This is a genomic window from Micromonospora sp. AKA38, assembly GCF_027925725.1.
Taxonomy (GTDB): Bacteria; Actinomycetota; Actinomycetes; order Mycobacteriales; family Micromonosporaceae; genus Micromonospora.
Window position 1 is genome coordinate 377,830 of the sequence record NZ_BNEI01000001.1, and the last position, 25,683, is coordinate 403,512.

Below are 25,683 nucleotides of genomic sequence, written 5' to 3' on the forward strand. Positions count from 1 at the left end.
CGTCACGCCGGCCGGCCCGGTGCTCGTGCCGAGACCGTCGAACGGCGGGCAGCAACCGTATCTCGCGCGGCAGGGGGCGACCATGGCGTTCCGGCGAATCCGCCGCGAATCCACGGCGGCGATCCGATGGCCGCCGCACCGACGGATCGGCAGGCCGGCGGGCCGGGAGCGTCGCCGAGATCGGCGGACCGGCGGGCCGAGGGGTCGCCCCGCTCAGCGGGAGCGTTCGGGGCCGGCGAACGGCACGGTCGGCTCCACCGTGAGGTCGGCCGGCGCCGGCGGCGCCTCGTCGTCCCGGGCCCGGCGACGTCGCCGGAACGGCCGGTCGTCCGGCGTCTCGTCGCCCGGCGCCACCTCGACACTCGCCCGGTCGGTGGCCCGCCCGGCCAGATGCAGCGCGACCGCCAGCAACACCACCGCGAGGAACGCGGTGACCAGGCCGCGCCCGTGCTCCACCTGGATGTCCCGTTCCACCGGGAAGAAGAGGATGCGACGGGCGAGCGGCTGGAGCGAGGAAGCGGTCGCGACCAGCACGCCGAGCAGCGTCGCCGCGAGGCCCAGCCCGGCGATCCGGGCGTGTTGCCGAACCGCCGGGGCGCCGCGCAGCGCCAGCGCCACCGCGACCGACAGCCCGAGCAGCCCCACGAGGTACGCCGCTCCGAAGCCGCCGATCTCGGCGACGCCACTGGGCAGCCGGAACGTCGTGTTCCCGTCCTCCCCTTCGTCGGGCACCGTGATCACCAGCCACTCGCCGATCAGCGAGGCGAGCGCGGCGACCGCGCCGAGCCCGGCGAGCACCGGCGGCAGGCGATGGTCCCGGCCCAGACCGGCGAGCGCCCGACCGAACCGGCCGGACGGAGCCGCCCCGGTGTCGACGTCGCCCCACTCGACCACCGTGGTGCCGTCGGCGCGGTTGTCCTGCCTGGGAACCGGGGGATCCTGCGACATCGGTCACCCTTCTCCGGTACGCGGGTCTGCGTCGAATCATGGCACAGCCGGCCCCCGGTCACCCGGAGCGCGAGGTGAGCAGGACAGGCGGTGCGGGACGGCCCGCTTTCGGTTAGCGTCGGTGCCATGCCTATCCGTACCGCTTCCGCTCGTTGGCAGGGCAACCTCGCCGAGGGGTCCGGCACCGTCCGCACCGGCAAGGGCGGCCTGTCCGGCAACTACTCCTTCAAGTCCCGGTTCGAGGAGGGTGAGGGCACGAACCCCGAGGAGCTGATCGGCGCCGCGCACGCGAGCTGCTTCTCGATGGCGCTCTCCAAGCAGCTCGCCGACTCGGGCGTCACCGACACCTCGGTGGAGACCACCGCCAAGGTGCACTTCGACAAGACCGACGCCGGCATGACCGTGACCCGCATCGACCTGGAGACCGTCGGCCAGGCTCCGGGCCTCGACGAGGCCGGCTTCACCAAGCTGGCCGAGGCCGCCAAGGAGGGCTGCCCGATCTCCCGGCTGCTCTCCCCGGGCGCCGAGATCACCCTGACCGCCCGCCTGGCCTGACCCGTCCGACGCGGTGGGGGCGCCCCCGGGGGGCGCCCTCGCCGTGCCGCGTGCCGACCGTGAGGGAGGGACCGGCCGCGTGGCCGTGGAGATGAGCCGGGACCGGTTCGAGGAGCTGGTCGGCGAGGCGCTCGACGAGGTGCCCGAGGAGCTGCTCGGGCTGATGAGCAACGTGGTCATCCTGGTGGAGGACGACCCACCGCCCGGCGAGAACCTGCTCGGGCTCTACGAGGGGCACGCGCTCACCGCGCGCGGCTGGGACTACTCCGGCGTGCTGCCGGACCGCATCCTGATCTACCGGAACCCGATCCTGGCGATCTGCGACACCGACGACGACGTCGTCGACGAGGTCGCGGTGACCGTGGTGCACGAGATCGCCCACCACTTCGGCATCGACGACGAGCGCCTGCACGCCCTCGGCTGGGGCTGACCGGGTCCCGCCCGACCCCCGCTCGGCCGATCCCCGCGGTTGCGCCCGTCCCCTAACCTGCGGATCAGGCACATCCCGATGCAGGAGGAAACCCGATGCGCAGCGAGCTGTTCTCCGCGGAGAACCTGGAGAAGGAGTCCCAGCAGCCGGGCATGCGGCTGCAGAACTCCAAGATGCTCAAGATCGAGCTGAACGGCGAGGCGATGGCCCGGGTCGGGTCCATGGTCGCGTACCAGGGCCAGGTGCAGTTCCAGGCGCTCGGCTCCGGCGGCATCGGCAAGTTCATCAAGCAGCGGCTCACCGGCGAGGGCGTCCCGCTGATGAAGCTCTCCGGTCGCGGCGACGTCTTCCTCGCCGAGGCCGCCAAGGACGTGCACATCATCGACCTGGAGCCGGGCGACGCGCTCTCCATCAACGGCTCCAGCGTGCTGGCGTTCGACTCCAGCCTCCAGTACGACATCAAGATGGTCAGCGGCATGGGCGTGGCCTCCTCGGCCGGCCTGTTCAACTGCGTCTTCACCGGGCACGGCCGGATCGCGATCACCACCAAGGGCACCCCGGTGGTGCTGAACGTGGACGCGCCGACGTACGTCGACCCACAGGCGGCGGTCTGCTGGTCGGCCAACCTCCAGACCGGCTACCACCGGGCCGAGCAGCTCGGCCTGGGCACGCTGCTCGGCCGCAGCACCGGTGAGGCGTTCACGATGAGCTTCGCCGGTCACGGCTTCGTCGTGGTCCAGCCGTCGGAGGAGCCGCCGGTGGCCGGCAGCGGCGCCCAGCAGCAGCAGGGCGGCCTGCTCGGCGGCCTGTTGCAGTGAAGTCTCCGGGCCGGGTGCGACCCTGGGGGGCGCACCCGGCCCGGTCAGCTCAGCTCGCCGGCGCGCAGCCGGGCCAGCCAGGCCACCGCGTCGGCGTAGTCGGCGTCGGAGAGACCGGCCGGCGCGGGCGTCGGCCGGTCGCCCGCCGCCGTGCTCCAGCGGTGCCGGGGGTACGACCCGAGGAAGCGCACGCCGGCGCAGACCCGGTGCAGCCCCTGCAACGCCTCGCCGAGGCGGACGTCGGCGACGTGCCCGGTGCAGTCCAGGAAGAACACGTACCGCCCGAGCGCCTCGCCGGTCGGGCGGGACTCGATGCGGGTCAGGTTCACGCCGCGGACGGCCAGCTCCATGAGCACGGACAGCAGCGCGCCCACCCGGTCGTGCGCGATGTAGACCGCCAGTGAGGTGAGGTCGTCACCGGTCGGCGGCGGGGGCGTCCCGGGGCGGGACAGCAGCGCGAACCGGGTCACCGCGTCGGGATGGTCGGCGATCTTGTCGGCGAGCACGGTCAGCCGGTGCCGGGCGGCGCCGATCGGGGCGCAGATCGCGGCGTCGTACTCACCGGTCGCCGCGCCGGCCGCAGCGGCGCCGTTGGAGAGCACGTCGACCACGGTGGCGTCGGGCAGGTGGTCCCGGAGCCAGCCCCGGCACTGGGTGGACGCCTGCGGATGGGCCGCCACGCTGCGCACCCCGGCCGGCGTCACCCCGGGCCGGCCGGCGAGCACGAACTCGACCGGCAGCACCACCTCCCGGGTGATCACCAACGGGTCGCCCTCGGCCAACTCGTCGAGCGTCACCCCGACCGCGCCGCCGATGGAGTTCTCCAGCGGCACCAGGGCGGCATCCGCCTCCCCGGCCCGTACGGCGTCCAGCGCCTCGCCCACGCTGCGGGCCGGCGTGCGGCTCCCCCGCTCGGCGGCGGGCACGGTGCGCAGCGCCTGTTCGGCGAAGGTGCCCTCGGGACCGAGGTAGACGAAACGGGTCGGCGGTGTTCCGGGCATGGCGACCAGCCTACGCACCCGGGGGACTGTCACAGGCCAGGGTGCGGATGCCCGTGGGCGCGGTGGCGCGTACCTCGACGCCGCACACGTCCGTCCCGGCGGTCACCAGCCTGGGCGTGCCGGACCGGCCGCGCGTGACCACCTGGAGCTCCTCGTGCCCGGAGACCGCCAGCACGGTGTACTGCCAGCCCTCCGCGCACAGCGGCCCGGTCCGTACGGTGATCCGGACGTTGCGGGGCAGCACCCCGGCGGAGCCGCGCAGCATCGCCACGATCCGGTCGCCGGACGGCGTGCCCCGGCAGGGCACGGCGACCGGATCGGGGGCCGGTGGAGTGCGCGCCGGCAGGGACGGGACGGCCGGCACGATCGGGGTCGCGCTCGGTGTGGGAGTGGGCGTGGCCGACGCCGAGGCGTGGGGAGCGCCGGTCGGGCTGGGCGGCGGGTCACGCAGCTCGGGCGGCGTGCCGCAGGCGGTCAGCGCGAGCAGCACGAGCAACGTCACCGGGGCATGCCGACGGGCGGACGGGGTAGCGGGCACGGGGGATGGTCCTCGACCTCGGGCGAGCGGTCAGAGCACGGAGAAGAACGTGAGCGAGCCGGCCACCGCGGCACCGGTGAGCACCGGCGTGGAGATGGCGTCCACTGTCGTCCCGGCGTCGGAGCCGGGCCCCTGGACCCGGAGCAGGCCACGGGCGAGCCGGCCGGAGAGCAGCGCGAGCAGCGGCGGGATCTTGTCGGTTTCCTGCTCGGTCAGCTCACTCGGGCTGGCGGTGAAGTCGACCAGGCGCAGGCCGCCTTCGAGCAGCGGCCGGCCGACTACGTCCGCCGGGGCGCCCAGGCAGAGCAGGTCGCAGCCGGAGGAGGAGATCGCCACCACGGTCGTGTCGACGTCGATCAACAGGCATGGCTCGGCGGCCCGGGAGACCGTCCCGCACCACTGCGCGAAGTTGTCGGACTCCTGCTCGGTGCATGCCTCCGCCGGGGACGTGAACACTTCCGAGAGTGAGAGCTCGACGTGGGCCACCGCGCCTCCTATGTACACCGACGGTCCGTCCACGCTAGCCGGTCGGCACGACGACCTTCCGGCCGCGCTGCGCTCTCCGGCCGCCGGTGCCGCCCGTGGGGCCGGGATGGCTCAGGTGCCGGGGACATGCGTCGGTGCGGCGGGAGCCCCGGGGGGTGGGCGGCCGGCGACGACGCGGACCGACGAACCGGTCGGGGCGGTGCCGCGGACCGCGTGGCGTCGCCGGAGACGTTACCGGCGGGCGGCCCGCTTGTCAGCGGCCGTTCGGCCCTCGTCATACCACCGGTAGTCGGCGGATGGACGGTACGTGCCGTTCAGCCACGTCGAGGGCGCCTGGGCGACCCGCGACAATTTCTCGGCGGTGGCCGGGCTGATCCGGTTGCCGGCGGCCACGAGCAGCCGGTCCAACTCCCGGTGGGTGGCCATGAGGCAGTCCTTCGGGAGGCCGTAGACGCTGATCACGCCGGAACCGACGAACGTCAGCACCGGCGTCACCGGGATCGGCAGCCCGACCGCGTCGGAGAGCGCCTTGCTGGCCCGCTTGGCGTCCCGGCGCGCTTCGGCCACATAGGGCGGACGCTTGCCGTTGATCTGCACGACATCGCCGGCGACCAGCACCCGGGCCCGGCCGTGGTCGGCGACGGTGACCGCGAAGAGGCCGCTCGGCCCGATCGCGAGGAACCCGGCCCGGTCGGAATCGCCCTGGTCGAACAGCGCGTCGGCCGGGTCCGTCCGGGGCCACTCGATGACGTGCCAGGCGGGACCGAGGTGGTCGAGCTGCCCCAGGGCGCGGGCCCCGGCGGCCTCCAGCCGGCGGGCACCCCGCTCGGCACGGCGGCGGCGGGCCCACTCCAGGGGAGTCGGTCGAGCCGGCTCGAGCGCCGAGGCGTTATCGACCCGGGGATGTGCCGCGGGAGGCGGCAGGGCCCGGGTCGGCACGGCCCGGCGAGCGGGAAAGACAGTCATCGCGACCTCCGGCAAAAGGTCTCTCGAAGTTATGTCTCCACTACCCTACGTTGCACACCCGGGGGTTCGGCAAGTTGGACCGCCGGAGTGAGTGCGGATGAATGCCATATTCATTCACACTTCTTTTCCGGATGGTGCGGAAGCCTGCCCTAGGCTGCGGGGGTGACGCACTACGTGGACAGCGAAGTGGCTCGACTCGGGACGGTACTGCTGCACCGCCCGGGGCCGGAACTCGCCCGCCTCACCCCACGCAACAACGACTCCCTCCTCTTCGACGCTATCCCATGGGTGGGACGGGCGCAGGAGGAGCACGACGCGTTCGCGGCGGCCCTGCGCTCGCGCGGCGTGGAGGTGCTCTACCTGGCCGACCTGCTGGCCGAGACGCTCGCCGTGGCGGACGCCCGGGCCGAACTGACCGAGCAGGTGCTCCGGTCCCCCCGACTCGGCGACACCCTGCGCACCCGGGTCGCCGACCACCTGGCCTACCTCGACCCGGCCGCTCTCGCCGACGTGTTCATGGCCGGGCTCGCCCACGAGGAACTGCGGATCGGCGCGGAACGACCGGGCGGTCTGGTCTGGACGCTGATGGACCGGCACGACTTCGTCATCGACCCGCTGCCCAACCTGCTCTTCACCCGCGACTCGTCGGTGTGGATCGGCGACCGGGTGGGCGTGACCAGCCTGGCCATGCCGGCCCGGCGGCGGGAGACCACGCTCACCGACGCGATCTACCGCCACCACCCGCGCTTCGTCGGCACCGAGTTGGTCTACCACCCCGGGCTGGAGCACCTGGAGGGCGGCGACGTGCTGCTGCTCGCCCCGGGCGTGCTCGCCGTCGGCGTCGGCGAGCGCACCACCCCGGCCGGCGCGGAGCGGCTGGCCCGGCAGGTCTTCGCCGCCGGGCTGGCGCACACCATCCTGGTGGTGCCGATCGCCCAGGAACGCGCCACCATGCACCTGGACACGGTCTGCACCATGGTCGACGTGGACGCCGTGCTGATGTACCCGAACATCGCCAGTGAGCTGTCCGCGTACACCGTCGTCGCCGGCGCGGACGGCGAGCCACGGGTCGACGGCCCGGCGCCGTTCCTGCGGGCCGCCGCCGACGCGATGGACCTCGACCAGCTCCGGGTGATCGACACCGGCCTCGACCCGGTGACCGCCGAACGGGAGCAGTGGGACGACGGCAACAACACGCTCGCGCTCGCGCCACGCCTGTGCGTGGGCTACGAACGCAACGTGGAGACCAACGCGCAACTGGAGCGGGCCGGCATCGAGGTGATCGCCATCGCCGGCTCGGAGCTGGGCTCCGGCCGGGGCGGCCCCCGCTGCATGTCCTGCCCCCTGGTCCGCGAGAAAGGCGGGGCCCCCTCTTAACGCCTCCGGTAGAGAAGGGACCCCTTCTCACGCGTGAGTGTCAAGAAGGGGCCCGTCCTTGCGCCGGGGCGGTCAGCGGAGGGTGAGCTGGCGGCCGAGCAGGCCCTGCCGGGCCCGGCGACCGGCGGCGTCCAGCGGCTCCCGCTCGGCCAGCGCCTCGGCGTAGCGCTTGGCGAACTCGGCGACCGGACCCTCCCACGCGGCGGCCGGGGTGTCCTCCGGCAGGTCCCAGACCGGCGCCAGGCGGCCGTGCGCCCGGAACATGCCGGCGAACCGGGTGTCGTCGCCGAGCGTCAGCGCGCCGGTCGCGCCCAGCCGGGACAGGGCGTCCAGCGCCGCGTCCTCGTCGTCCGGCAGCACCCAGCGCACGTGGGCCTTCTCCGGCACCTGGCACCAGTACGCCGCCCGGGCCGCGTCCAGCTTGACCGTCGGGTAGACCGCCGCGTTGGCCCGCTCCAGGGACGCCTGCACGGTCGGGTCGTCGGTGGCGCCCGGGTCGAGCCAGAACTCGAACCCGTCGTGCATGCTGATCTCCAGCGGCCCGTCCACCAGGATGTCCTGGAGGCGGGGGCCGGGGCCGGGCAGCGGCGGCACGCTCACCTGACCGCCCGGCTCGGTCCGCAGCGCGCAGAGCAGCGCGTCGGCCAGGTCCCGGGAGACGTCGCCGGACTGCTGGTGCCGCTGGAGGCCGATCAGGACCCGGCCGTCCGCCTTGGCCACCGCCGGGGCGGCCATCGGCAGCACGGTGGCCAGGACGACCGGCCGGTCGCCGTACTCCTCGACCAGCTCGGAGGTCAACCGCAGCGGCGCGGACGCGGCCGGCACCAGCTCCCGCAGGGCGATCCACTCCGGCTCGTCGACCAGGCCCTCGAACGGTCGGGGCACGAAGATGTCGCGCACCTTCTCCCGCTTCGGGGTGGCTTCGGTGGCCCGTTGGCTCTTTCGACGCTTGCTCACGGCCAGACAGCCTAGATGGCTCAGGTCCCGCCCGTGGGCCGGACCCGATCAGCCGGTGGCGACCAGGTCCGCCCGGTGCGACCCGGTCGGGTCGAACTCCGCCCACACGCTCTGGCCCAGGCCGTCCCGCTCGACACCCCAGCGGCTGGCCATCCCGGCGACGATGTGCAGCCCGCGCCCGTCGATCGCGTCGGGGGGCGCGACGCGCATCCGTGGGCCGGCGCCGGCACCCCCGTCGGTCACCCGGAGCAGGACGGCCGGCCCCCGGTCGGTGGCCCGCAACCGCCAGGCCACCCGGACCACGCCGCCGGGCAGCGCCTCGGCGTGCCGGACCGCGTTGCCGACCAGCTCGGCCAGGACCGCCACCAGATCCGCCAGCAGCGCCGGGGGTACGACGCCGGTCAGCTCGTCGGCGAGCCGGTGCCGGGCCACGCGCGCGCCGGTCGCGTGGTGGGGCACCACCACGCACCACGACCGTTCCGCCGGTCCCGTCGACACGCCGTTCCTCTCCACCCGGGGACGCCCCGGATCAGCCCCGGGGCAGCCGCACCTCCGCGACCGTACCTCCGCCGGCCCTCGGTCGGAGGGACACCCAGCCGTTCTGCTGTTCCACGATCTGCCGGACGAGATAGAGGCCCAGGCCCGCGCCGGGGTAGCGCCGGCGGTCACCGGACTCGCCCTGCCAGAACCGGTCGAAGGCCCGTTCCACGTGCTCCGGCCGGATGCCGATGCCCCGGTCGGCGACCCGGAACGAGACCGTCCGCTCGTTCGCGTCGGCGCCGATCTCGATCGGCGTGTCCGGCAGTGAGTACTTCCCCGCGTTGGTGCCCAGCTCGGTGAGGACGGTGGTCAGGCTGTGCCGGTCGCCGAGCGCCTTGGGCAGGTCGGCGGGCAGGTCGAGCACGATCCGGTGGCGCAGGTCGGCGGGCAGGTCGACGACCGCCGCCCGCAGCGCGTCGACCAGGTCGAACGGGGCGGCCGGTTCGCCACCGGGGCGGTTCTCGGTGGCGGCGGTGAGCAGTCGGTCGACCAGCCGGGCCAGCTCGTTGGCGCGCTGGCCGATGACCCGGGCGGCCTGCCTCCGGTCGGTGTCGGTGAGCGACTCCCAGTGGTCGGTGAGCGTGTCCGCGTACCCCTTGATCACGGTCACCGGGGTGCGCAGTTCGTGGCTGGTCACCGCCACGAAGAGGTCCCGGTCGTGGTCGCGCCGCTGCTGGTCGGTGATGTCCCGGAAGGTGACCACCCGCAGCGCGGTGGGGCCGGGCAGCTCACCGGAGGTGATCCGCAGCCAGCGGCCGTCCGGCAGCCGATGGTCCAGCACCTGCCCGGGCGGGGGCAGCGGGAACGGCAGCGGCCGGCTCAGCGCCTCGTCCGCCGACCGGCCGGTCACCTGGGCGGCGGCCGGGTTCCAGAGCCGGACCCGCTGGTCGCGGTCGACCACGGCCAGGCCGTCGGCGAGCGCCGCCACGACCGGGCCGTCGCCGTGCACCGGCAGGCCGGTCTGGTCGCCGTACATGTGCGCGATGCAGGCGGCGACGTACCCGACGACGGCGCGCTGCGAGGCGTCCAGCGGCTCGCCGGTCCGGTAGAGGGCGTGCAGGCTGCCGACGGTCAGCCCGGCGATCTCGGCGCGGGCCACGATCATCCGGTGCAGCCCTCGGCCGACCACCTCGTCGGCGAGCGCGCCCGGGATCGCGTCGACCCGGACCTCCCGGATCGGCGGGCCGGCCAGCAGGCAGACAGTGGCCGGGTCGGTGGCCGGCAGCGGGCGGCCGATGACGAACTCGGCGCTGCCGGTCGCGGCGATCACCCGCCCGCCGGCCGGGGTGAACTCCACGAAGACCAGGCCCGCCGCGCCGAGCGCCGGTTCGACCTCCCGGAGCAGGCGGGTGAGTACGGAGAGGCCGGACTCGCCAGAATTGATCATGTGGATCGCGCTCGTGTGGCCGGCGATGAGGGTGGGGTAGTCGGTTCGCTCCGGCATGCCCCGAGTGTGCCGCGCCGGCCGCGCCGGGGACACCCCCTCACCGGGCGACCGGCCCGGGCGGATCGACGGGGCTCACCGGCCCAACCGGGCCAACGCGCGGGCCGGCCGGTCGGTGATCACGCCGTCCACCCCGGCGGCCAGCACGAGTTCCAGGTCCTCCGGTTCGTTCACGGTCCAGACGTAGACCGCGTTGCCGGCGGCCCGCAGCGCCGGGACGAGCTGCGGGCGGGCCCGGACCAGCTCCACCCCCGGGCCGGCGATGCGACTGCCGAAGGGCAGCCGGCCCAGCCGCAGCCAGCGCGGCAGCACCTCCAGCAGCAGCACGGTGGGCAGCGCCGGCGCCAGCTCACGGATCCGGCGTACGGCCAGCGGCGAGAAGGACATCACTGTCACCTGGACCGGATCGTCCGGGCCGGGCTCGGCCAGGCCGTGCCGGCGCAGTAGCTCGACCAGCCGGCGCTCGACGTCGCCCCGGTAGCGCGAGGGGTGCTTCGTCTCGATCAGCAGCCGGACCGGCCGTCCGGCGGCCAGCACCGCGTCGAGGAGCCGTTCCAGCGTGAGCAGCCGGATGTGCGACTCGTCGAGCCGGGCCGCCGCGACCGCCTCCGCCGCGGCGGGGTGCCAGGAGCCGAAGTCGAGCGCCTCCAGTTCGGCGAGCGTACGCGCGCTGACCAGGCCGTGACCGTTGCTGGTCCGGTCGAGTCGACGGTCGTGCACGCAGACCAGGTGCCCGTCGCGGGTCAGCCGGACGTCGCACTCCAGCCCGTCCGCGCCCTCGTCCAGCGCGCGCAGGTAGGCGGCGAGCGTGTGCTCCGGCAGGTCGTACGAGGAGCCGCGGTGGGCGAAGACCAGCGGGTCGGTCATGGCCGGACGTGCCTCAGACGACCCGACCCGGCTGCCCGTCGTCGGTGACCACGGGACGGCCGGCGGCGGCCCAGTCGCCCATCCCGCCCTCGACGTTGCGGACCTGGTCCCACCCGTTACGCAGCAGGTAGCCGACGACCTGCCCGGAGCGGCCGCCGGACCGGCAGATCACCGCCACCTCGCGGTCGTCGGGGATCTCGGCGAGCCGGGCCGGCAGCTCGGTCATCGGCAGGTGGTGGGCGGCCGGCGCGTGGCCGGCGGCCCACTCGTCGTCCTCCCGGACGTCGAGCAGGTAGACGTCGTCGGGCACGGCCGACGCGGGCACGCTGGGAAGTTGGGCTCCGAACACGGATCAGAGCCTAGTCGCCCGGCGGCGTTCAGAGCCGGTTGACCCAGCGCGGGTTGGCGCCGGCCCACTCCGGCACGCGGGTGTCCTGCAACGCGGTGAACAGATCACCGCCGTCGGGGTCCAGCACCACGTACGACACCTGGTCGATGGTCTGCGGGTGGGAGGGCAGCCGGACGCCGCGCAGCGCGTCCGCCGGCAGCGCGCGGAGCGCGAACACCAGTTCGTCCAGGGGTACGCCGTTGGTGTCGACGGTCAGCGCCCCGCCGACCGCGCGCAGCACCCGGTCCAGCTTCACCGGGTCGCCACGCAGGTGCGTCTCGCCGGCCCGGTCGAGCACCGCCCGCAGCATCTGCTGCTGGTGCCGCTGCCGGTCGTAGTCGCCGTTCGGCAGGTCGTAGCGCTGCCGCACGTAGTCGAGCGTCCGGGCCCCGTCCATCTGTTGGCAGCCGGGTTCGAACCGGGTGCCGGTGTGGATCGACCGGACCGGCGTGTCCACGCACATGCGGATGCCGCCGAGCTGGTCGATGACCCGGGTGAAGCCGGAGAAGTCGACGAGCGCGGCGCCGTCGAAGCGGACGCCGGTGAGTCGGGTCAGGGTGGCGCTGAGCAGCCGCGCGCCACCGGAGCCCCCGCCGCCGTGCTCGTACGCGGCGTTGACCTTGTCCTGGCCGCCGGGCCAGCCGGGCGCCGCCGGGACGGCGACCAGCAGGTCGCGCGGGACGGAGATCAGGTACGCCTGCCGCATGCCGGCCGGCACGTGCACGATCAGGATGGTGTCCGAGCGCTGGTCGGCGGCGTCCGCGCCGGGCCGGTGGTCGGAGCCGATCAGCAGGTAGTTGAGGGCGCCGCCCAGGTCCGTCCGCTTCTTCCGGGCGGCCGGGTCGAGCAGTTGCTCCTTGGCCACCGTGCGGTCGTACCGGTGGGTGAGCCAGTGCAGCCCGGCCACGCCGAGCGTGGCGAGCAGGACCAGGGCGAGGCCGCCGCCGAGCAGGAACCGGGGCCAGCGGGCCGGTCGTGGCCGCCCGCGTCGGTTCCGTGCTGGTCTGGACGTGACGATCCCCCCGTGGCGCCGACCTGAGACCCGCTCAGGTCAGGCTACGGGGGGACGGGCCGGCCGGTGCCGGCTTTCGTCACTTCCGGGTGGAGAGGACGGTCGGGTTGGCCACGATGAAGTCGGCCAGCTTGTCGTTCTTGACCGCCTGGAACATGTCCATGGTCGTCTCGTTGAACGTCTCCCGGCCGTTGCTGTTGCCGGCGAACGTCCCGCCGTTGGTGCGCAGCGTGACCAGGTCGTTCCCGCTGAGGTTCTTGAGTGTGAAGATGAAGTCGGCGATCGGCACGCCGCCGGTGTCCAGCACGAACGCCTTCCCGGCGGCCTTCATCAGCGAGTTCAGCTTGATCGGGTTGGTCAGCATGCCGCCGTCGGTGGCCTTCTTGGCCATCGCCTTGATGAGCTGCTGCTGGTTCTGCTGCCGGTCGTAGTCGCTGTTGGGCAGGCCGTAACGCTGGCGGGAGTAGTCGAGCGCCTCCCAGCCCTCCATCTCCTTGCAACCCTTCTTGTGCACCACCGGCTTGTAGGGCTTGCCGGTCTTCTTCGCGTCCGCGTTCCACATCGGCTTGCCCTCGACCATCGACATGTGGTGCGACGGGACCTCGTGGCTGACGCAGATCCGCACCGTGCCGAGCGCGTCGATGACGTTCTTGAAGCCGCCGAAGTTGATGATCGCGGCACCGTCGAAGCTGATGCCGGTCATCCCCTTGATCGTCTTGGCCATCAACTGGGCGCCGCCCTCCCAGCCGCCGCCGTTCTGCGCGCCGTGGAAGAACGCAGCGTTGATCTTGTCGGTGCCGCCCTTGTAGCCACTGTCCTTGAACGCCGGGATGCGGGCCTCGGTGTCCCGGGGGATCGAGATCAGGTAGGCCTGGTCGTGGCTGGCCGGGATGTGCAGCACGATGATCGTGTCCGACCGGACGTCGTCGGCGGCCCAGCGGGCCCGGGCGTCCACGCCGAGCAGCAGCATGTCGATCGGGCCGTCCAGGCTGTTGCCGCCCTCGGCCTCGCTCTTGCCCGCCTCGCCGAGCAGGTTGCGCTGGGCGATGTTGTTGGTGGCCTGACCGATCACGGCCTTGCTGCCGACGATCGCGACGCCGCTGGTCACCATCAGCACCGCGCCGAGCACCAGGGTGAGCTTCGCCCAGAGCGGGTCCTTGCGCTTGGTGCGCTTCTTCTTCCCGCCACCGCCGCCGGGACCACGGCCGCCGGGACCGGGCTGCGTGGGGATGACCGGGGGAACCCGCCCGGATGATCCGGGTGCCGGTGACTGCGGGCGACGACTGGTCTGGACCGACATGCGTGCTCCAGCTCGGTGATCGGGGGCGGGACCACTTTACGTATCCGTTCCCGTTCTCGCGACCTCCTGAGGCGGGTATTCCCGTCAATCCCGGCCGATGGTGCCGAGATGTGGCCGAACGGGCGAGGCTGCGCGCCCGGTCAGCCGCCGGCGCTGTCGCCCGAATTCTTCTGGTTGGCCGCGACCCAGTCGGCCATCTTGTCCCCGGCGATGGCCTGGTACATCGCCAGCGCCTTCTCCCGGTCGGAGACCACCACCGACTGGCCGTCGACGGTCTGGCCCCCCAGGTTCGGGCTGGTGACGAACGTCAGGTTCTCGCCCCGCAGGCTGCGGAACTGCACCGCCATGTCGGTCAACGAGAATCCCTGGTCGACCGTGACGGCGGCGGTGACCGACTTGAGGAAGTCGTTCAGCTTCTTCGGGTTGGTGAGCGTGCCGGTGCTCGCCGCCTTGTCCATCAGCGCCTTCAGGAACTCCTGCTGGTGGCGCATCCGGGCGAAGTCGCCGTCCGGGAACTGCTTGCGCTGCCGCACCCAGTCCAGCGCCTCGGCGCCGTTCATGTGGTTCACGCCCTTGGTGAACGTCCGGTACGGCTTGTGGATCGAGGTGACGGTGCGCTCCACCTTCAGGTCGACACCGCCCAGCGCGTCGGTGACGTCCTTGAACCCGGCGAAGTCGATGGCCATGACGTGGTCGATGCGTACGTCGGTGAAGCACTCCACGGTCTTCACCGCGAGCGGCAGGCCGCCGAACGCGAACGCCGCGTTGATCTTGTTGCGCGAGCCGGAGTCGCAGGACGCGCCGGCGTTCTCCGGGATCGGCACGTACAGGTCACGCGGGACGGAGACCAGGTAGGCGCGCTTGTGGTCGGCCGGGATGTGCATGACGATCACGGTGTCCGCCCGCCACTTGCCGGCGCCGTCGACCGGGGCGTCCGGGTCCCGCGAGTCGCTGCCCACCAGCAGGATGTTGAACGCGCCGTCGACCTTCTTGGCCGGCCGGCCGCCGGTGATCTCCGAGAACGGATCGGTGCGGGCCAGGTCGTCGTCGAGGTTGCGGGCGTAGAACCAGGCCCCGATCCCGCCGAGCAGCGCCAGCACCAGCACCGCGATGCCGGCCACCAGGCCGATGCGCCCCCAGCGCGGGCGGGGCCGACGCCCCGGCCCACCGAAGCCGCCGCCGCCCGTGCCACCGGGCCCGCCCGGCCCACCCGGACCAGCCGGGCCGCCCGAGCGGGGCGCCTCGTCGTGTGACGGGTACCAGCGGGTTTCCGTGGCGCGGGCGCGCGCGGTGGCGTCCCGGCCGGAGCCGGGGACCGAGGCGCGGCCCGCACCCCGGTTCAGGGGGCGGGGAAGAGGTGCGCCGGCAGACGAGGTCGCTGACATGTAACCGAGGGTAGGTCGGCCGTTCCACCACCGCCCTCAGGCGCGCGCGGCGCTCAGCCGGCTGACAGCCGGGCTCAGTACCCTAGCCGCTCGCGGAAGTACGCGATGGTGCGTCCGAGGCCGTCTTCGGGCGTCACGCTCGGCTCGTATCCGAGCAGCTCACGGGCGAGCGTCAGGTCCGGGCGGCGCATCTCCGGGTCGTCCGAGGCGCGCGTGATGTAGCTCACCTCGGAGGTGCTGCCGGTGAGTGACACGATCGTCTCAGCCAGTTGTCGCATCGACATCTCGTGCTCGGTGCCGCAGTTGATCGGGCCGGTCTGCGTCGAGTCGAGCAGCAGCAGGATGCCCCGCACCAGATCGTCGACGTAACAGATCGAGCGCGTCTGGTTGCCGGTTCCGTGCACCGTGATCGGCTCGCCGCGCAGCGCCTGGGAGATGAACGTCGGGATGGCCCGGCCGTCGTCCGGCCGCATCCGCGGGCCGTACGTGTTGAAGATCCGGACGATCGCGGTGTCCGTGCCCCGGCTGCGGTGGTACGCCATGGTGGCCGCCTCGGAGAAGCGCTTCGCCTCGTCGTAGACGCTCCGGATGCCGATCGGGTTGACGTTGCCCCAGTACGTCTCGCGCTGCGGGTGCTCCTTCGGGTCCCCGTACGCCTCGGAGGTGGAGGCCATCAGGAACCGCGCGCCGTCGGCGGTGGCGCGCTCCAGCAGCGCCAGCGTGGCGACCGAGCCCACCCGGAGGATCTCCACCGGGAGCTTCTCGAAGTCGGTCGGGCTGGCCGGGGACGCCATGTGCAGGATCGCGTCGAACCGCTCGGTCATCGCCGGGTGGTCGGTCGGCAGGCCGTCGGAGATGTCCGCCTCGACCAGCGCGAACGTCGGCTTCTCCAGCAGGTGGGACACGTTGTCCTTGGAGCCGGTGACGAAGTTGTCCAGCACCACCACCGTGCAACCGCGCTCGACGAGCCGGTCGACCAGGTGGGACGGGACGAAGCCGGCGCCGCCGGTGACGAGAATGCGGTGTCCGGCACCAAACCGCGGGGCAACCTTCATGCCCGCCACCCTATACACGTGAGGCGGGGCCCCCGCCCGTGGCCGGGACCCCGCCTCGCACCGTGTCGGTCAGTGCGCGCCCGCGCCGGTGAGCGAGCGCACCTCCAGCTCCGCGTACTTGTCGTCGTCGCGCTCCTTGGACAGGACCGTGCCGAGCCAGCCGCACAGGAAGCCGAACGGGATGGAGAGGATGCCCGGGTTCGACAGCGGGAACCAGTGCCAGTCGTGGTCGGGGAACATCGCCGTCGGCGCGCCGGAGACGACCGGGGAGAAGAAGACCAGCAGCACGGCGGCGAGCAGGCCGCCGTAGATCGACCACACCGCGCCCGAGGTGTTGAACCGCTTCCAGAACAGGCTGTAGAGGATCGCCGGCAGGTTGCCGGAGGCGGCCACCGCGAACGCCAACGCGACCAGGAACGCCACGTTGAGGTTCTGCGCGAAGATCGACAGTACGATCGAGACCGCGCCGATCACCAGCGCGGAGATCCGGGCGACGTTCACCTCCTGCCGCTCCGACGTCTGCCCCCTCTTGATGACGTTGGCGTAGAAGTCGTGCGCCAGGCTGGACGACGACGCCAGCGTCAGCCCGGCCACCACCGCGAGGATCGTGGCGAACGCGACCGCCGCGATGATCGCCAGTAGTGTCGCGCCGCCCAGGTTCCCGCCGAAGAAGTCCGCGCCGAGCGCCTCGGCGAGCTGCGGTGCTGCGGTGTTTCCGGCCTTGTCCTGCGCGGTGATCGCCTGCCCGCCGACGATCGCCGCCGCACCGAAGCCGAGCGCCAGGGTGAGCAGGTAGAACGCGCCGATGATGCCGATCGCCCAGAGCACGCTCTTGCGGGCCGCCCGCGCGGTCGGCACGGTGTAGAAACGGATCAGGATGTGCGGCAGGCCGGCCGTGCCGAGCACCAGCGCGATGCCCAGCGAGAGCAGGTCCATCTTGCTGTAGAACGTCTTCAGCGCGTCGCCGGGCGTCTCCACGCCGTACCGCAGCCCGGGTTCCAGGAACGCCGCGCCCTTGCCGGAGGCGTCGGCCGCGTCACCCAGCAGCGAGGACAGGTTGAACTTGTACTTCGCGAGCACCAGCAGCGTCATCACCAGCGCGCCGGTCATCAGCAGGAACGCCTTGACGATCTGGACGTACGTGGTGCCCTTCATGCCGCCGACCGTGACGTAGATGATCATCAGCGCGCCGACCAGCACGATGGTGGCCACCTTGGCGGTGTCCGCGTCCATGCCGAGGAACGTGGTGCCCGGCTTGATGCCGAGCAACAGCGCCACCAGCGCGCCCGCGCCGACCATCTGGGCCAGCAGATAGAAGATCGAGACGGTGATGGTGGAGACCGCCGCCGCGGTCCGGACCGGCCGTTGCCGCATCCGGAACGCCAGCACGTCCGCCATCGTGTACCGGCCGGAGTTGCGCAGCAGTTCGGCGACGAGCAGCAGCGCCACCAGCCAGGCGACCAGGAAGCCGATCGAGTACAGGAAACCGTCGTAACCGTAGAGCGCGATGATGCCGGCGATGCCCAGGAAGGACGCGGCGGACATGTAGTCGCCGCCGATCGCCATGCCGTTCTGGAAGCCGGAGAAGGAGCGCCCGCCGGCGTAGAAGTCGGTGGCGGTCTTGGTCTGCCGGCTGGCCCACACCGTGATCGCCAACGTGATCGCCACGAAGATCAGGAACAGCGTGATGGTGAGGTTCCGGGCGGTGGTGCTGCCCGCCTCAGCCGCGAGGACCGTGTTCATGGTTCACCTCCCCCATCTCGGCGCGGATCCGGTCGGCGACCGGGTCGATCCGCCGGTTGGCGAACCGCGAGTAGAGCCAGGCGATGACGAACGTGGAGACGAACTGGAGCAGGCCGAAGACCAGGGCGACGTTGATGTTGCCGACCAGCTTCGTGCCCATGAATCCCCGCGCGTACGCGGAGAGGATGACGTAGAGCGCGTACCACAGGAAGAACGCGACGGTCATCGGGAAGACGAAGCCGCGCAGCGCGCGCCGCAACCCGGCGAACTCGTCCGACCGTTGGACGGCTAGGTACCGTTCCGCCGTCGACTCGGAGGGTGCGGACGCGGGTGTGTCCGTGGACATCTGTGGATCACCACCTTCGCAGGCGTGGGGGATTTTCCGGGCACGCTAGAGAGCGCGCCTCCCGGCGCGAAAGGCTCAGCCTGGCCCCGGGCGACGGCTGCGCCGAACGGCGCCCCCGCTGCGCCCAGTGACCCAGATCACTCCGCTAACCGGTCGGATCCGGGTCGACCGTGAACCCGGACGGAATCCGGCCCGTCGTGGGGGGCACCTTCGGAAGGAGTGCCATGCCAGCGACGAGAGGGCACCTCTACCTGCCCTATGGCGACGACAGCAGCATCCAGGTCGACTACGTGCACAGTGGCCAGAACGCCAGCCGGACGACCGTGCTGGTGCCGTTCGCGGTGGACGACGCCTGGCGCGCGCGGATCGAGGAGGCGGTCCGGGCGAATCACCCCGAGCGCACGGACATCCAGATCAGCAACGCGGCGACCGGCGAGGTCAGGTACGTCGGCCGGCAGCCGACCGAGTCGACCCCCTCCCCGGAACCGGATCAGGTGGTGCGCCCCACCCCGGAGCAGAACAACGACCGCGCCCGGAACATCGTCGGCAACTATCTGACCGGCAGCGACATGTACACCGACGAGCACCGGTCGGTGCTGGCGGACGACAGCCGGGTGCACCACCCCGGCTACAGCGAGTTCGTGTCGCAGGTGGCGGCCAACGACGCCGGCGCGCCCGGGCAGGCGTTCGGGCGGGCCGCGCACGTGGAGGGCATCACCACCCGGGGGCCGGTCGGGGAACGCGACACCTACCTCAACCCGAACAACCACACCGTGTTCGCGCAGGCCCACGAGAACTTCCACCGCATCGAGCACCCCAGCCTCCAGGCGCCGGACAGTCGTCTCACCGACTCCACGGTGGAGGGGATGACGGAATACATGACGCAGTCCGCGGCCGGGCTGGACTTCCGGACGGCGGGCCCGCCGGGAGAGCGCGGCTTCACCTATCGGGAGGAGACCCGGACCGTCCGCGACGCGGTACGCGACGGTGGGTACACGAACCAGGACGTCCAGCGTGCCTACCTGCGGGGCAGCGAGAGCCCGACGGAACGGATCGCGCAGGTCCAGAACGGGGACAGGGCCGCGATCGCCCGGATGACCTCCACCGGTGACGCGGGCCGGGCCGGTCCCCCGAGCGTCCGTCCGCCGAGCGGTGGCGCGTCCGGCCCGTCCAACGGCCAGCAGCGCGGCGGCGGGCTCGCCAAGTAGCCCGGTCGGGAACCTCCGGGCCGCTCGTGCCGGAGGTTCCCGACCTAGTCGGTCAGCTCCCGGTAGCGGCCCCGGTAGTGCAGCAGGGGAGCACTCTCGCCGGGGAGGTCGACCGCCTCGATGGTGGCCTCGACCAGCAGACCCCAGCCGTACTCGCGGGCCGCGTCGAGCCGGCAGCCGGCCCAGCCACCGGCGTCCGCCGGCACCGGCCCGTACGGCGTCTCGGTCCAGGCGTCCAGCGCGAACAGCCCGCCGGGCGACGGGAAGAGCCCGGCGAAGCGGTCCGCGAGCTGCCGGTGGCGCGGGCCCAGCGGCGCGACCGCGAACCGTCCGGTGTCCTCGACCGCCGCCCACAGCTCCGACTCCGCGTCGACCAGGCCGAGCAGCCGGTCCGGTTCCCCTTCCGCGACCAGCGTGGAGGAGACGGTGAGCCCGGCCGGGCCGGGCGCGGTCCAGAGCGTCACCGGGGCGGCCAGCCGGCCACGCAGCCGGCGTACCGGCGAGCGCTGCCCGGCCGGCACGGCGAACGGGTCGGTGTGGTGGATCTCGGCACCCGGCTGCTCATGATTCACGTGAAACATTGTGCCGCCCCGGGCCCGCGCCCAGCCGAGGAAGCGCCCGTGCAAGTCCGTGGCGTCGCTGAGTTGCGCGTTCGCCTCGGCGAGGAGCCCGCCGGACGCCTGGCGGTCCCTGCTCGCCCACCTCCACCGGGCGTCGCTCGACTGAGCCGCCTACCCTCCGGGGCATGGCTCTCGTACCCCCGCAGAAGCTCGCCCAGGACCGCGTCATCACCGCCGAGGCCATCGTCGGCGGTCAGGTCGACCTGCGCGCCTACCCGCACCGGCACCTGATGGTCATCGCCCGGCACAAGTGGGGCAGCAGCGGCTTCCCGCCGTTGATGGAGGCGGTCGAGCACCTGTCGAACTACGGCTGGGAGTTGGTCAACGTGCTCAGCGTCGGCGACGGTCACCACGTCTACGCCGCGATGCGCCGCACCGTGTAGCGCCTCCTTTCGGCGACGGTCCACGGCCGGAACAATGCACCGGTTTTTTCCGTCATGACTCTGAGTCATAATTATGACTCACGGTCATAGCGCGAAAAAGTAGATTGCCGCCGAGCGCCGAGCGCCGAGCGCCGAGCGCCGAGCGCCGAGCGCCGAGCGCCGAGCGCCGAGCGCCGAGCGCCGAGCGCCGAGCGCCGAGCGCCGAGCGCCGAGCTAGGACGGCAGCGTGCGGCGGGCGGCGGCCAGCACCTCGGGGTCGGCGCAGCCGGCCGCGTACCCGGCGATCCGGCGGCGGATGTCCCGGCCGAGCAGCCACCCGCCGAGCCGCTCGGCCACCGGGCGTAGGAACGCCGGCCGACACCGGAAGTTGTACCGCCAGGTAGCGACCGTGGTGCCCGGCTCCGGGCCGGGCGCGAAGCGCCAGCCGCCGCCGAAGCGTTCGAAGAACCACGGGCCACGGACCATTTTCATGCCCACGTTGGTCGGCGGCGCCCAGGAGACGTACTCGCTGACCATGGTGAACCCGTGCCGGGAGCGGGTGAACGTGCGCACGCCCCGGCCGGGGCGGGTCGCGCCGTCGACGAAGTGCTGCTCGCGGACGAACGGGTCCCACCGGTAACGCACCGGGGCGACGGTCTGGGAGACCGCGAACGCCAGCTCCGGCGGGACCGGGACGGTGACGACCGCCTCGACGACCGGCATCAGCGCCTCGGCGTGACCGAGGCCAGCAGCTCCGGCTGCCGACGGTCCAACGCGTCCCCGGCCAGGTACGCGCCGAGCAGCGCCGCGCCCGCCCCGTACGCCAGGCCGGCCGGCAGCGCCAGCCAGAGCCAGACGTCGCCGAGCAGCCCGGCGGCCACCACGAACGGGATCGCCGCCGCCGCCGAGGACACCATGGACAGCAGCGTGAACAGGCTCTTCGCGATGCCCGCGCCGGTGTTCATGGCGAACGGGTTGCTGGTCTCCGGCAGCGAGTACGCGCCGAGCACCGAGATGAACCCGTTGATCGCCAGCCCACAGCCGTACGCGGCGAACAACCCGCCGGCCATCACCCCGAGCCATTCCGGCCGCCCGAGCACGACGCCCAGCACCACCGCGACCACCAGCAGGATCGGCACCACGTAGAGCGAGAACGCCGTCATCCGGGCCCGCAGCTCCACCCGGCCCGGCACGCCGGCGACCACGTTCGCCGCGTACGCGCTGCCGTCGAAACCGAACTGGTTGGCCAGCGTCACCGAGGCGAGCACCCCGACGAAGACCATGGAGATGCTGACCAGCACCGGGGAGGAGTTGGCGCTGGCCTCGCCGAACGCGGCCCCGCCCTCGACCGCGAGCGACGAGCCACCCAGGTTGACCATCACCGGCACGAACACGCCCACCACGGCGACCGTGATCAGGTTGGCCCGTCGTCGGGCGTCCCGCCACCAGTAGCGGCACTCCCGGGCCACCAGCGCGCCGAACCGGTCCCGCCGGGCCCAGCCGACCGCGCGCGGGAAGAGCTGCGCGACCGCGCCGCCGACCACGCCGCGCGGGGCCCGCGCCGGCCCGGCGCTCGCCGCGCCGACCATCGCCGACTCCAACGACCGCGACCACCAGAGCAGGAGTACGCCGACCGTCGCGGCGGTGATCAGCAGTTTCACCACGGCCGCCCCGGCCCGACCCTCGGCCACGTCGATGCCGGCCGTCCAGGGCGCGCCGAACGGCGTCCAGCCGACCACCCGGGCCACCCCGGTCAGCCGGTCCCAGTCGGCGCTGCGCACCGCGGCGAGCACCAGCAACTGCAACGGCCCGAGCAGCGCGGCCAGCACCGCGAGCAGCACGGCGGCCAGGTCACGGACCCGGCGGGACCGCAGCATGGTGGCGAACGCGCTGGTCACCGCACGGGCCCCGGCGACGCAGACCAGCAGCCCGGCGACCACGCCGACGGCCTCCACCAGCGCGGCCGACCAGCCGCCCAGCGCGCCCGCGGTGATCACCAGCCCGGCCACCGTGATCAGGGTGGCCAGCGCCGGCACGCTGACCAGCGCGGCGGCGAGCAGGCCGGTGACCAGGGTCCGGCGGGAGAGCGGCAGCAGCGCGAACCGGGCCGGGTCCAGCGTCTCGTCCACGCCGAAGAAGACCAGCGGCAGCAGCAGCCAGCCGAGCGTCAGCACACCGCCGCCGAACGCGGCGGCCAGCAACGCGTACCGGGGTTCGTCGGCCAGGCCGGGCGCGGCCAGCAGGAAGAACCCGGTCGCGGCGAACCAGAGCGCGAACAGTACACCCAGCACGAACAGCGCGATCCGCCACGCCTGGCCGCGGAAGTTGTTGCCGAGCACCCGCAGCTTCAGCCGGACGAAGTGCCGGGGCGAGACGGCCCGCGCCGGGGGCTCGACGGCGGTCACCGGGACAGCCACGACAGCTCCTCGCCGGTCGCGGTCCGGCCGCCGACGACCTCGACGAAGACGTCCTCCAGCGACCGGTCGCCGCGCACCTCGGTCAGCGTGCCGACCCGCTTGATCGTGCCGTCGGCCAGGATCGCCACGTGCGAGCAGAGCCTCTCGACCACCTCCATCACGTGGCTGGAGAAGACCACCGTGCCGCCACCGGTCACGTACCGGTGCAGGATGTCCCGGATCAGCGCCGCCGAGACCGGGTCGACCGCCTCGAACGGCTCGTCGAGGACCAGTAGGCGCGGGCCGTGCAGCAGCGCGCAGGCCAGGCCGATCTTCTTCTTCATGCCGGCCGAGTAGTCGACCACCAGCGTGCGGCCGGCGTCGCCGAGCGCCAGCACGTCGAGCAGCTCCGCCGCCCGCTGGTCGACCACCGCCGGGTCCATGCCGCGCAGCAGACCGTGGTACGCCAGCAGCTCCGCCCCGCTCAGCCGGTCGAAGAGGCGTACGCCGTCCGGCATCACGCCGAGCAGGCTCTTCGCGCGGACCGGGTCGGCCCAGACGTCGTACCCGAGGACGCGGGCCTCGCCGGCGTCGGGCCGCAGCAGGCCGACGGCCATGGAGAGGGTGGTGGTCTTGCCGGCCCCGTTCGGGCCGAGCAGGCCGTAGAACGAGCCGGTCGGCACGGCCAGGTCGACTCCGGCCACCGCGACCTTCGTGTCGAAGCGCTTGGCCAGGCCACGGAGGTGCAGGGCCGGGTGCTGATCGGTCATGGTCCGACGGTAGCCCGCCCCGGCCAGCGCCCGCTCGGGCCGAAGGACGATCTTCCGTCATACCTGAGAGGTACGCGCCTACAGGCGCAGCGACTCCGGCGTGTGCAGGCGGAGCATGGTGGTGCCGACGTCGCGGGGCAGGCGTCGCCGGCTGGCCATGGAGACCACCACCATCACCGTGAACGCCAACGGCACCGTCCACGCCGCCGGCTGGGTGGTAAGCGTCGCCGGCCAGCCGGTCAGCGGCGGGCCCAGCACGGTGAGCAGCACCGCGCCGATCGCCGCGCCGCCGCCCACCAGCACCCCGGCGGCGGCGCCCAGGTCGGTCAGGCCGCGCCACCAGATGCCGAGCACCAGCAGCGGGCAGAAGCTCGACGCGGCGACCGCGAACGCCAGCCCCACCACCTGCGAGACGTCCAGCCCGGAGACGTTCAACGCGAGCACCGCCGGCACCGCGCCGGCGATCACCGTGGCGAGCCGGAAACCGCGTACCGAGCCGCGGCCCAGCACGTCCGTGGAGATCACCCCGGCCACGCTGGTGAGCAGCCCGGACGAGGTGGAGAGGAACGCCGCGAACGCGCCGGCGGCGACCAGCGCGGCGAGCAGCCGACCGGTGACGCCGTCGCCGAGCGCCGCGCCGGGCAGCAGCACCACCACCGCGTCGGTCTGGCCGCTGACCAGCAGTTGTGGCGTGTAGATCCGGCCCAGCACGCCGTAGATCGTGGGCAGCAGGTAGAAGACGCCGACCAGGGCCAGCACCACGAGTGTGGTGCGCCGGGCGGCGGCGCCGTCCGGGTTGGTGTAGAAGCGCACCAGCACGTGCGGCAGCCCCATGGTGCCCAGGAACGTGGCCAGGATCAGCGAGTACGTCGCGAACAGGCTGCGGTCGTCGTCGCCGGCGGTGTCCGGCAGCAGCCAGTCGGTGGCGGCGATCGCCGCGCCGGACACCTCCGGCACCGGGTCACCGGCGGCGAAGTCGAGACGGTCGCCGGGGCGTACCTCCCGCACGTCGCCGTCGGGCAGGGTGAGCGTCGCCCGGTGCTCGACCACCACGGTGGTCGCGGTCCGGAACGCCGGCCCGTCGGGTGGCGTCACCGCCGGGCGGGCGTCGGCCTGCCACTGCAACGCGAGGAAGATCGCCGGTACGGCGAGCGCGGTCAACTTGAGCCAGTATTGAAAGGCCTGCACGAACGTGATCGCCCGCATGCCGCCCAGCGCGACGTTCGCGGTCACCACCACGGCCACCAGCAGCGCCCCGACCGGGTACGGCGAACCGGTCAGCGTGGCCAACGTCAGCCCGGCGCCCTGCAACTGCGGGACCAGGTAGAGCCAACCGATGAAGATCACGAAGACGGTGGCGATCGTGCGGAGCCGACGCGACCCGAGCCGCACCTCGCAGAAGTCCGGCAGCGTGAACGCGCCGGAGCGGCGCAGCGGGGCGGCCACGAACAGCAGCAACGCCAGGTAGCCGGCGGCGAAACCGACCGGGTACCAGAGCACGTCCACGCCGTACTTGAGGATCAGCCCGGCCACGCCCAGGAAGCTGGCCGCCGACAGGTACTCCCCGCCGATCGCGGCGGCGTTCCAGGTCGGGCTGACCGCCCGGGACGCCACCAGGAAGTCGGATGTGGTGCGGGCCAGCCGCAGGCCGTAGAAGCCGATACCGACGGTGACCAGGGTGACCGCCACGATCGCGGGGACCACGTACCCGTTGGCCATCAGCGCTCCGGCCGCTGGACCAGGTCGACGAAGTCCTGCTCGTTGCGTTCCGCCAGCCGCACGTACGCCCAGCCGACCACGATCAGGAACGGGAACGCGGCCACCCCGAGCAGCACCCACGGCAGGTTCACGCCGAGCACGGTGACCCGCCCGACCGACGGCGCGATGGCGAACAACCACGGCAGGCCGCCCAGCCCGATCACCACCAGCAGGCTGAGCCGCAGCGCCAGCGAGAGCTGGGCGCGCATCAGGCCCTGCACCAGCGTCTCGCCGACCCGGGTCTGCTGGGTCAGCTCGGAGCGGGTGCGGTCGGCGCGGCTGCCGGTCCGGGACACCTCGGCCAGCACGACCCGGGTCCGCTGCGGCGCGCGCGGGCCGGGGACCGGGGCCGCGACGGGCTGCCCCGCCGGCTGCTGGTCCTCGGCTGCGGTCATCCCCGGCAGTCTCGCCCG

General features: G+C 72.9%; 28 protein-coding genes. 6 read left to right on the forward strand and 22 right to left on the reverse strand.

Annotation, left to right across the window (positions count from 1 at the left end):
• Positions 1 to 213: 213 nt before the first annotated feature.
• The gene (locus TPA0908_RS01810) at positions 214 to 948 is read right to left on the reverse strand and encodes a hypothetical protein (RefSeq protein WP_281934033.1); all 735 of its coding nucleotides are present in this window, start codon (positions 946 to 948) and stop codon (positions 214 to 216) included.
• Positions 949 to 1,074: 126 nt separating this feature from the next.
• Here TPA0908_RS01810 and TPA0908_RS01815 point away from each other — a divergent pair, with 126 nt between their 5' ends.
• The 3 genes from TPA0908_RS01815 (at position 1,075) to TPA0908_RS01825 (ending at position 2,751) form a co-directional block, all read left to right on the forward strand.
• Complete coding sequence (locus tag TPA0908_RS01815; RefSeq protein WP_281934034.1) at positions 1,075 to 1,503, forward strand: OsmC family protein; 429 nt, start codon at positions 1,075 to 1,077, stop codon at positions 1,501 to 1,503.
• A gap of 85 nt (positions 1,504 to 1,588) precedes the next feature.
• Positions 1,589 to 1,933 carry a metallopeptidase family protein gene (locus TPA0908_RS01820; RefSeq protein ID WP_199199675.1) on the forward strand — a complete coding sequence of 115 codons (345 nt, stop codon included), beginning with the start codon at positions 1,589 to 1,591 and terminating at the stop codon, positions 1,931 to 1,933.
• A 95-nt stretch (positions 1,934 to 2,028) separates the two neighbouring features.
• The gene (locus TPA0908_RS01825; RefSeq protein WP_281934036.1) at positions 2,029 to 2,751 is read left to right on the forward strand and encodes an AIM24 family protein; all 723 of its coding nucleotides are present in this window, start codon (positions 2,029 to 2,031) and stop codon (positions 2,749 to 2,751) included.
• A 44-nt stretch (positions 2,752 to 2,795) separates the two neighbouring features.
• Here TPA0908_RS01825 and pheA read toward each other — a convergent pair whose 3' ends face one another.
• The 4 genes from pheA to TPA0908_RS01845 all read right to left on the reverse strand — a co-directional run bounded on the left by pheA (position 2,796) and on the right by TPA0908_RS01845 (position 5,742).
• A complete protein-coding gene (gene pheA, locus TPA0908_RS01830; protein ID WP_281934038.1) occupies positions 2,796 to 3,752 on the reverse strand; it encodes a prephenate dehydratase in 957 nt (318 codons plus the stop codon).
• Positions 3,753 to 3,762: 10 nt separating this feature from the next.
• On the reverse strand, positions 3,763 to 4,254 hold the full coding sequence (locus TPA0908_RS01835; protein ID WP_281934040.1) for a hypothetical protein: 492 nt from the start codon (positions 4,252 to 4,254) through the stop codon (positions 3,763 to 3,765).
• A 66-nt stretch (positions 4,255 to 4,320) separates the two neighbouring features.
• Complete coding sequence (locus TPA0908_RS01840) at positions 4,321 to 4,776, reverse strand: hypothetical protein (protein ID WP_107156449.1); 456 nt, start codon at positions 4,774 to 4,776, stop codon at positions 4,321 to 4,323.
• A gap of 231 nt (positions 4,777 to 5,007) precedes the next feature.
• Entirely contained in the window at positions 5,008 to 5,742 is a 735-nt protein-coding gene (locus TPA0908_RS01845) for a hypothetical protein (protein ID WP_281934043.1), read from the reverse strand.
• 162 nt (positions 5,743 to 5,904) lie between these two features.
• Between TPA0908_RS01845 and TPA0908_RS01850 the strand changes: the two genes are divergently transcribed.
• Entirely contained in the window at positions 5,905 to 7,119 is a 1,215-nt protein-coding gene (locus TPA0908_RS01850) for an arginine deiminase (protein WP_281934045.1), read from the forward strand.
• A gap of 72 nt (positions 7,120 to 7,191) precedes the next feature.
• Here the strand turns inward: TPA0908_RS01850 and TPA0908_RS01855 are convergent, their stop codons facing one another.
• From TPA0908_RS01855 to TPA0908_RS01905, 11 genes are all read right to left on the reverse strand, one after another.
• On the reverse strand, positions 7,192 to 8,076 hold the full coding sequence (locus TPA0908_RS01855; protein WP_281934047.1) for a DUF5926 family protein: 885 nt from the start codon (positions 8,074 to 8,076) through the stop codon (positions 7,192 to 7,194).
• 48 nt (positions 8,077 to 8,124) lie between these two features.
• The gene (locus TPA0908_RS01860) at positions 8,125 to 8,541 is read right to left on the reverse strand and encodes an ATP-binding protein (protein WP_281934642.1); all 417 of its coding nucleotides are present in this window, start codon (positions 8,539 to 8,541) and stop codon (positions 8,125 to 8,127) included.
• A gap of 64 nt (positions 8,542 to 8,605) precedes the next feature.
• Positions 8,606 to 10,060 carry an ATP-binding protein gene (locus TPA0908_RS01865; protein ID WP_281934050.1) on the reverse strand — a complete coding sequence of 485 codons (1,455 nt, stop codon included), beginning with the start codon at positions 10,058 to 10,060 and terminating at the stop codon, positions 8,606 to 8,608.
• 75 nt (positions 10,061 to 10,135) lie between these two features.
• Complete coding sequence (locus TPA0908_RS01870; protein WP_281934051.1) at positions 10,136 to 10,927, reverse strand: glycerophosphodiester phosphodiesterase; 792 nt, start codon at positions 10,925 to 10,927, stop codon at positions 10,136 to 10,138.
• 13 nt (positions 10,928 to 10,940) lie between these two features.
• On the reverse strand, positions 10,941 to 11,276 hold the full coding sequence (locus TPA0908_RS01875) for a rhodanese-like domain-containing protein (protein WP_281934052.1): 336 nt from the start codon (positions 11,274 to 11,276) through the stop codon (positions 10,941 to 10,943).
• Positions 11,277 to 11,304: 28 nt separating this feature from the next.
• Positions 11,305 to 12,222 carry an LCP family protein gene (locus tag TPA0908_RS01880; RefSeq protein WP_281934054.1) on the reverse strand — a complete coding sequence of 306 codons (918 nt, stop codon included), beginning with the start codon at positions 12,220 to 12,222 and terminating at the stop codon, positions 11,305 to 11,307.
• 184 nt (positions 12,223 to 12,406) lie between these two features.
• The gene (locus TPA0908_RS01885; protein WP_281934056.1) at positions 12,407 to 13,627 is read right to left on the reverse strand and encodes an LCP family protein; all 1,221 of its coding nucleotides are present in this window, start codon (positions 13,625 to 13,627) and stop codon (positions 12,407 to 12,409) included.
• A gap of 140 nt (positions 13,628 to 13,767) precedes the next feature.
• Complete coding sequence (locus tag TPA0908_RS01890) at positions 13,768 to 15,012, reverse strand: LCP family protein (RefSeq protein WP_281934058.1); 1,245 nt, start codon at positions 15,010 to 15,012, stop codon at positions 13,768 to 13,770.
• Positions 15,013 to 15,086: 74 nt separating this feature from the next.
• Entirely contained in the window at positions 15,087 to 16,067 is a 981-nt protein-coding gene (locus tag TPA0908_RS01895) for an NAD-dependent epimerase/dehydratase family protein (protein ID WP_281934060.1), read from the reverse strand.
• Between the two features lie 69 nt (positions 16,068 to 16,136).
• Entirely contained in the window at positions 16,137 to 17,810 is a 1,674-nt protein-coding gene (locus TPA0908_RS01900) for a solute symporter family protein (RefSeq protein WP_281934061.1), read from the reverse strand.
• Positions 17,788 to 18,156 (reverse strand): DUF485 domain-containing protein, encoded by a 369-nt coding sequence (locus tag TPA0908_RS01905; RefSeq protein WP_091061706.1) that lies wholly within the window; start codon positions 18,154 to 18,156, stop codon positions 17,788 to 17,790. Before TPA0908_RS01905 ends, TPA0908_RS01900 begins: the two co-directional genes overlap by 23 nt.
• A 224-nt stretch (positions 18,157 to 18,380) precedes the next feature.
• On the opposite strand from TPA0908_RS01905, the gene TPA0908_RS01910 reads away from it, so the two are divergent.
• Positions 18,381 to 19,364 (forward strand): hypothetical protein, encoded by a 984-nt coding sequence (locus TPA0908_RS01910; protein WP_281934064.1) that lies wholly within the window; start codon positions 18,381 to 18,383, stop codon positions 19,362 to 19,364.
• A 44-nt stretch (positions 19,365 to 19,408) separates the two neighbouring features.
• Here TPA0908_RS01910 and TPA0908_RS01915 read toward each other — a convergent pair whose 3' ends face one another.
• Positions 19,409 to 19,990 carry a flavin reductase family protein gene (locus TPA0908_RS01915; protein WP_281934066.1) on the reverse strand — a complete coding sequence of 194 codons (582 nt, stop codon included), beginning with the start codon at positions 19,988 to 19,990 and terminating at the stop codon, positions 19,409 to 19,411.
• A gap of 119 nt (positions 19,991 to 20,109) precedes the next feature.
• Here TPA0908_RS01915 and TPA0908_RS01920 point away from each other — a divergent pair, with 119 nt between their 5' ends.
• Positions 20,110 to 20,367: a hypothetical protein gene (locus TPA0908_RS01920; protein WP_281934068.1), complete on the forward strand. Its 258-nt coding sequence runs from the start codon at positions 20,110 to 20,112 to the stop codon at positions 20,365 to 20,367.
• A 213-nt stretch (positions 20,368 to 20,580) separates the two neighbouring features.
• On the opposite strand, the gene TPA0908_RS01925 is transcribed toward TPA0908_RS01920, so the two are convergent.
• The 5 genes from TPA0908_RS01925 to TPA0908_RS01945 all read right to left on the reverse strand — a co-directional run bounded on the left by TPA0908_RS01925 (position 20,581) and on the right by TPA0908_RS01945 (position 25,665).
• The gene (locus tag TPA0908_RS01925) at positions 20,581 to 21,069 is read right to left on the reverse strand and encodes an SRPBCC family protein (protein WP_281934069.1); all 489 of its coding nucleotides are present in this window, start codon (positions 21,067 to 21,069) and stop codon (positions 20,581 to 20,583) included.
• Positions 21,069 to 22,763, reverse strand: coding sequence for an ABC transporter permease (locus TPA0908_RS01930; protein ID WP_281934070.1), 1,695 nt, complete (start codon positions 22,761 to 22,763; stop codon positions 21,069 to 21,071). The genes TPA0908_RS01925 and TPA0908_RS01930 overlap by 1 nt, the downstream gene beginning before the upstream one ends.
• Positions 22,748 to 23,512 carry an ABC transporter ATP-binding protein gene (locus tag TPA0908_RS01935; RefSeq protein WP_107156465.1) on the reverse strand — a complete coding sequence of 255 codons (765 nt, stop codon included), beginning with the start codon at positions 23,510 to 23,512 and terminating at the stop codon, positions 22,748 to 22,750. Before TPA0908_RS01935 ends, TPA0908_RS01930 begins: the two co-directional genes overlap by 16 nt.
• A gap of 78 nt (positions 23,513 to 23,590) precedes the next feature.
• Positions 23,591 to 25,231, reverse strand: coding sequence for a sodium/solute symporter (locus TPA0908_RS01940; protein ID WP_281934072.1), 1,641 nt, complete (start codon positions 25,229 to 25,231; stop codon positions 23,591 to 23,593).
• Positions 25,231 to 25,665, reverse strand: coding sequence for a hypothetical protein (locus TPA0908_RS01945; protein ID WP_281934074.1), 435 nt, complete (start codon positions 25,663 to 25,665; stop codon positions 25,231 to 25,233). The genes TPA0908_RS01940 and TPA0908_RS01945 overlap by 1 nt, the downstream gene beginning before the upstream one ends.
• Positions 25,666 to 25,683: the final 18 nt, after the last annotated feature.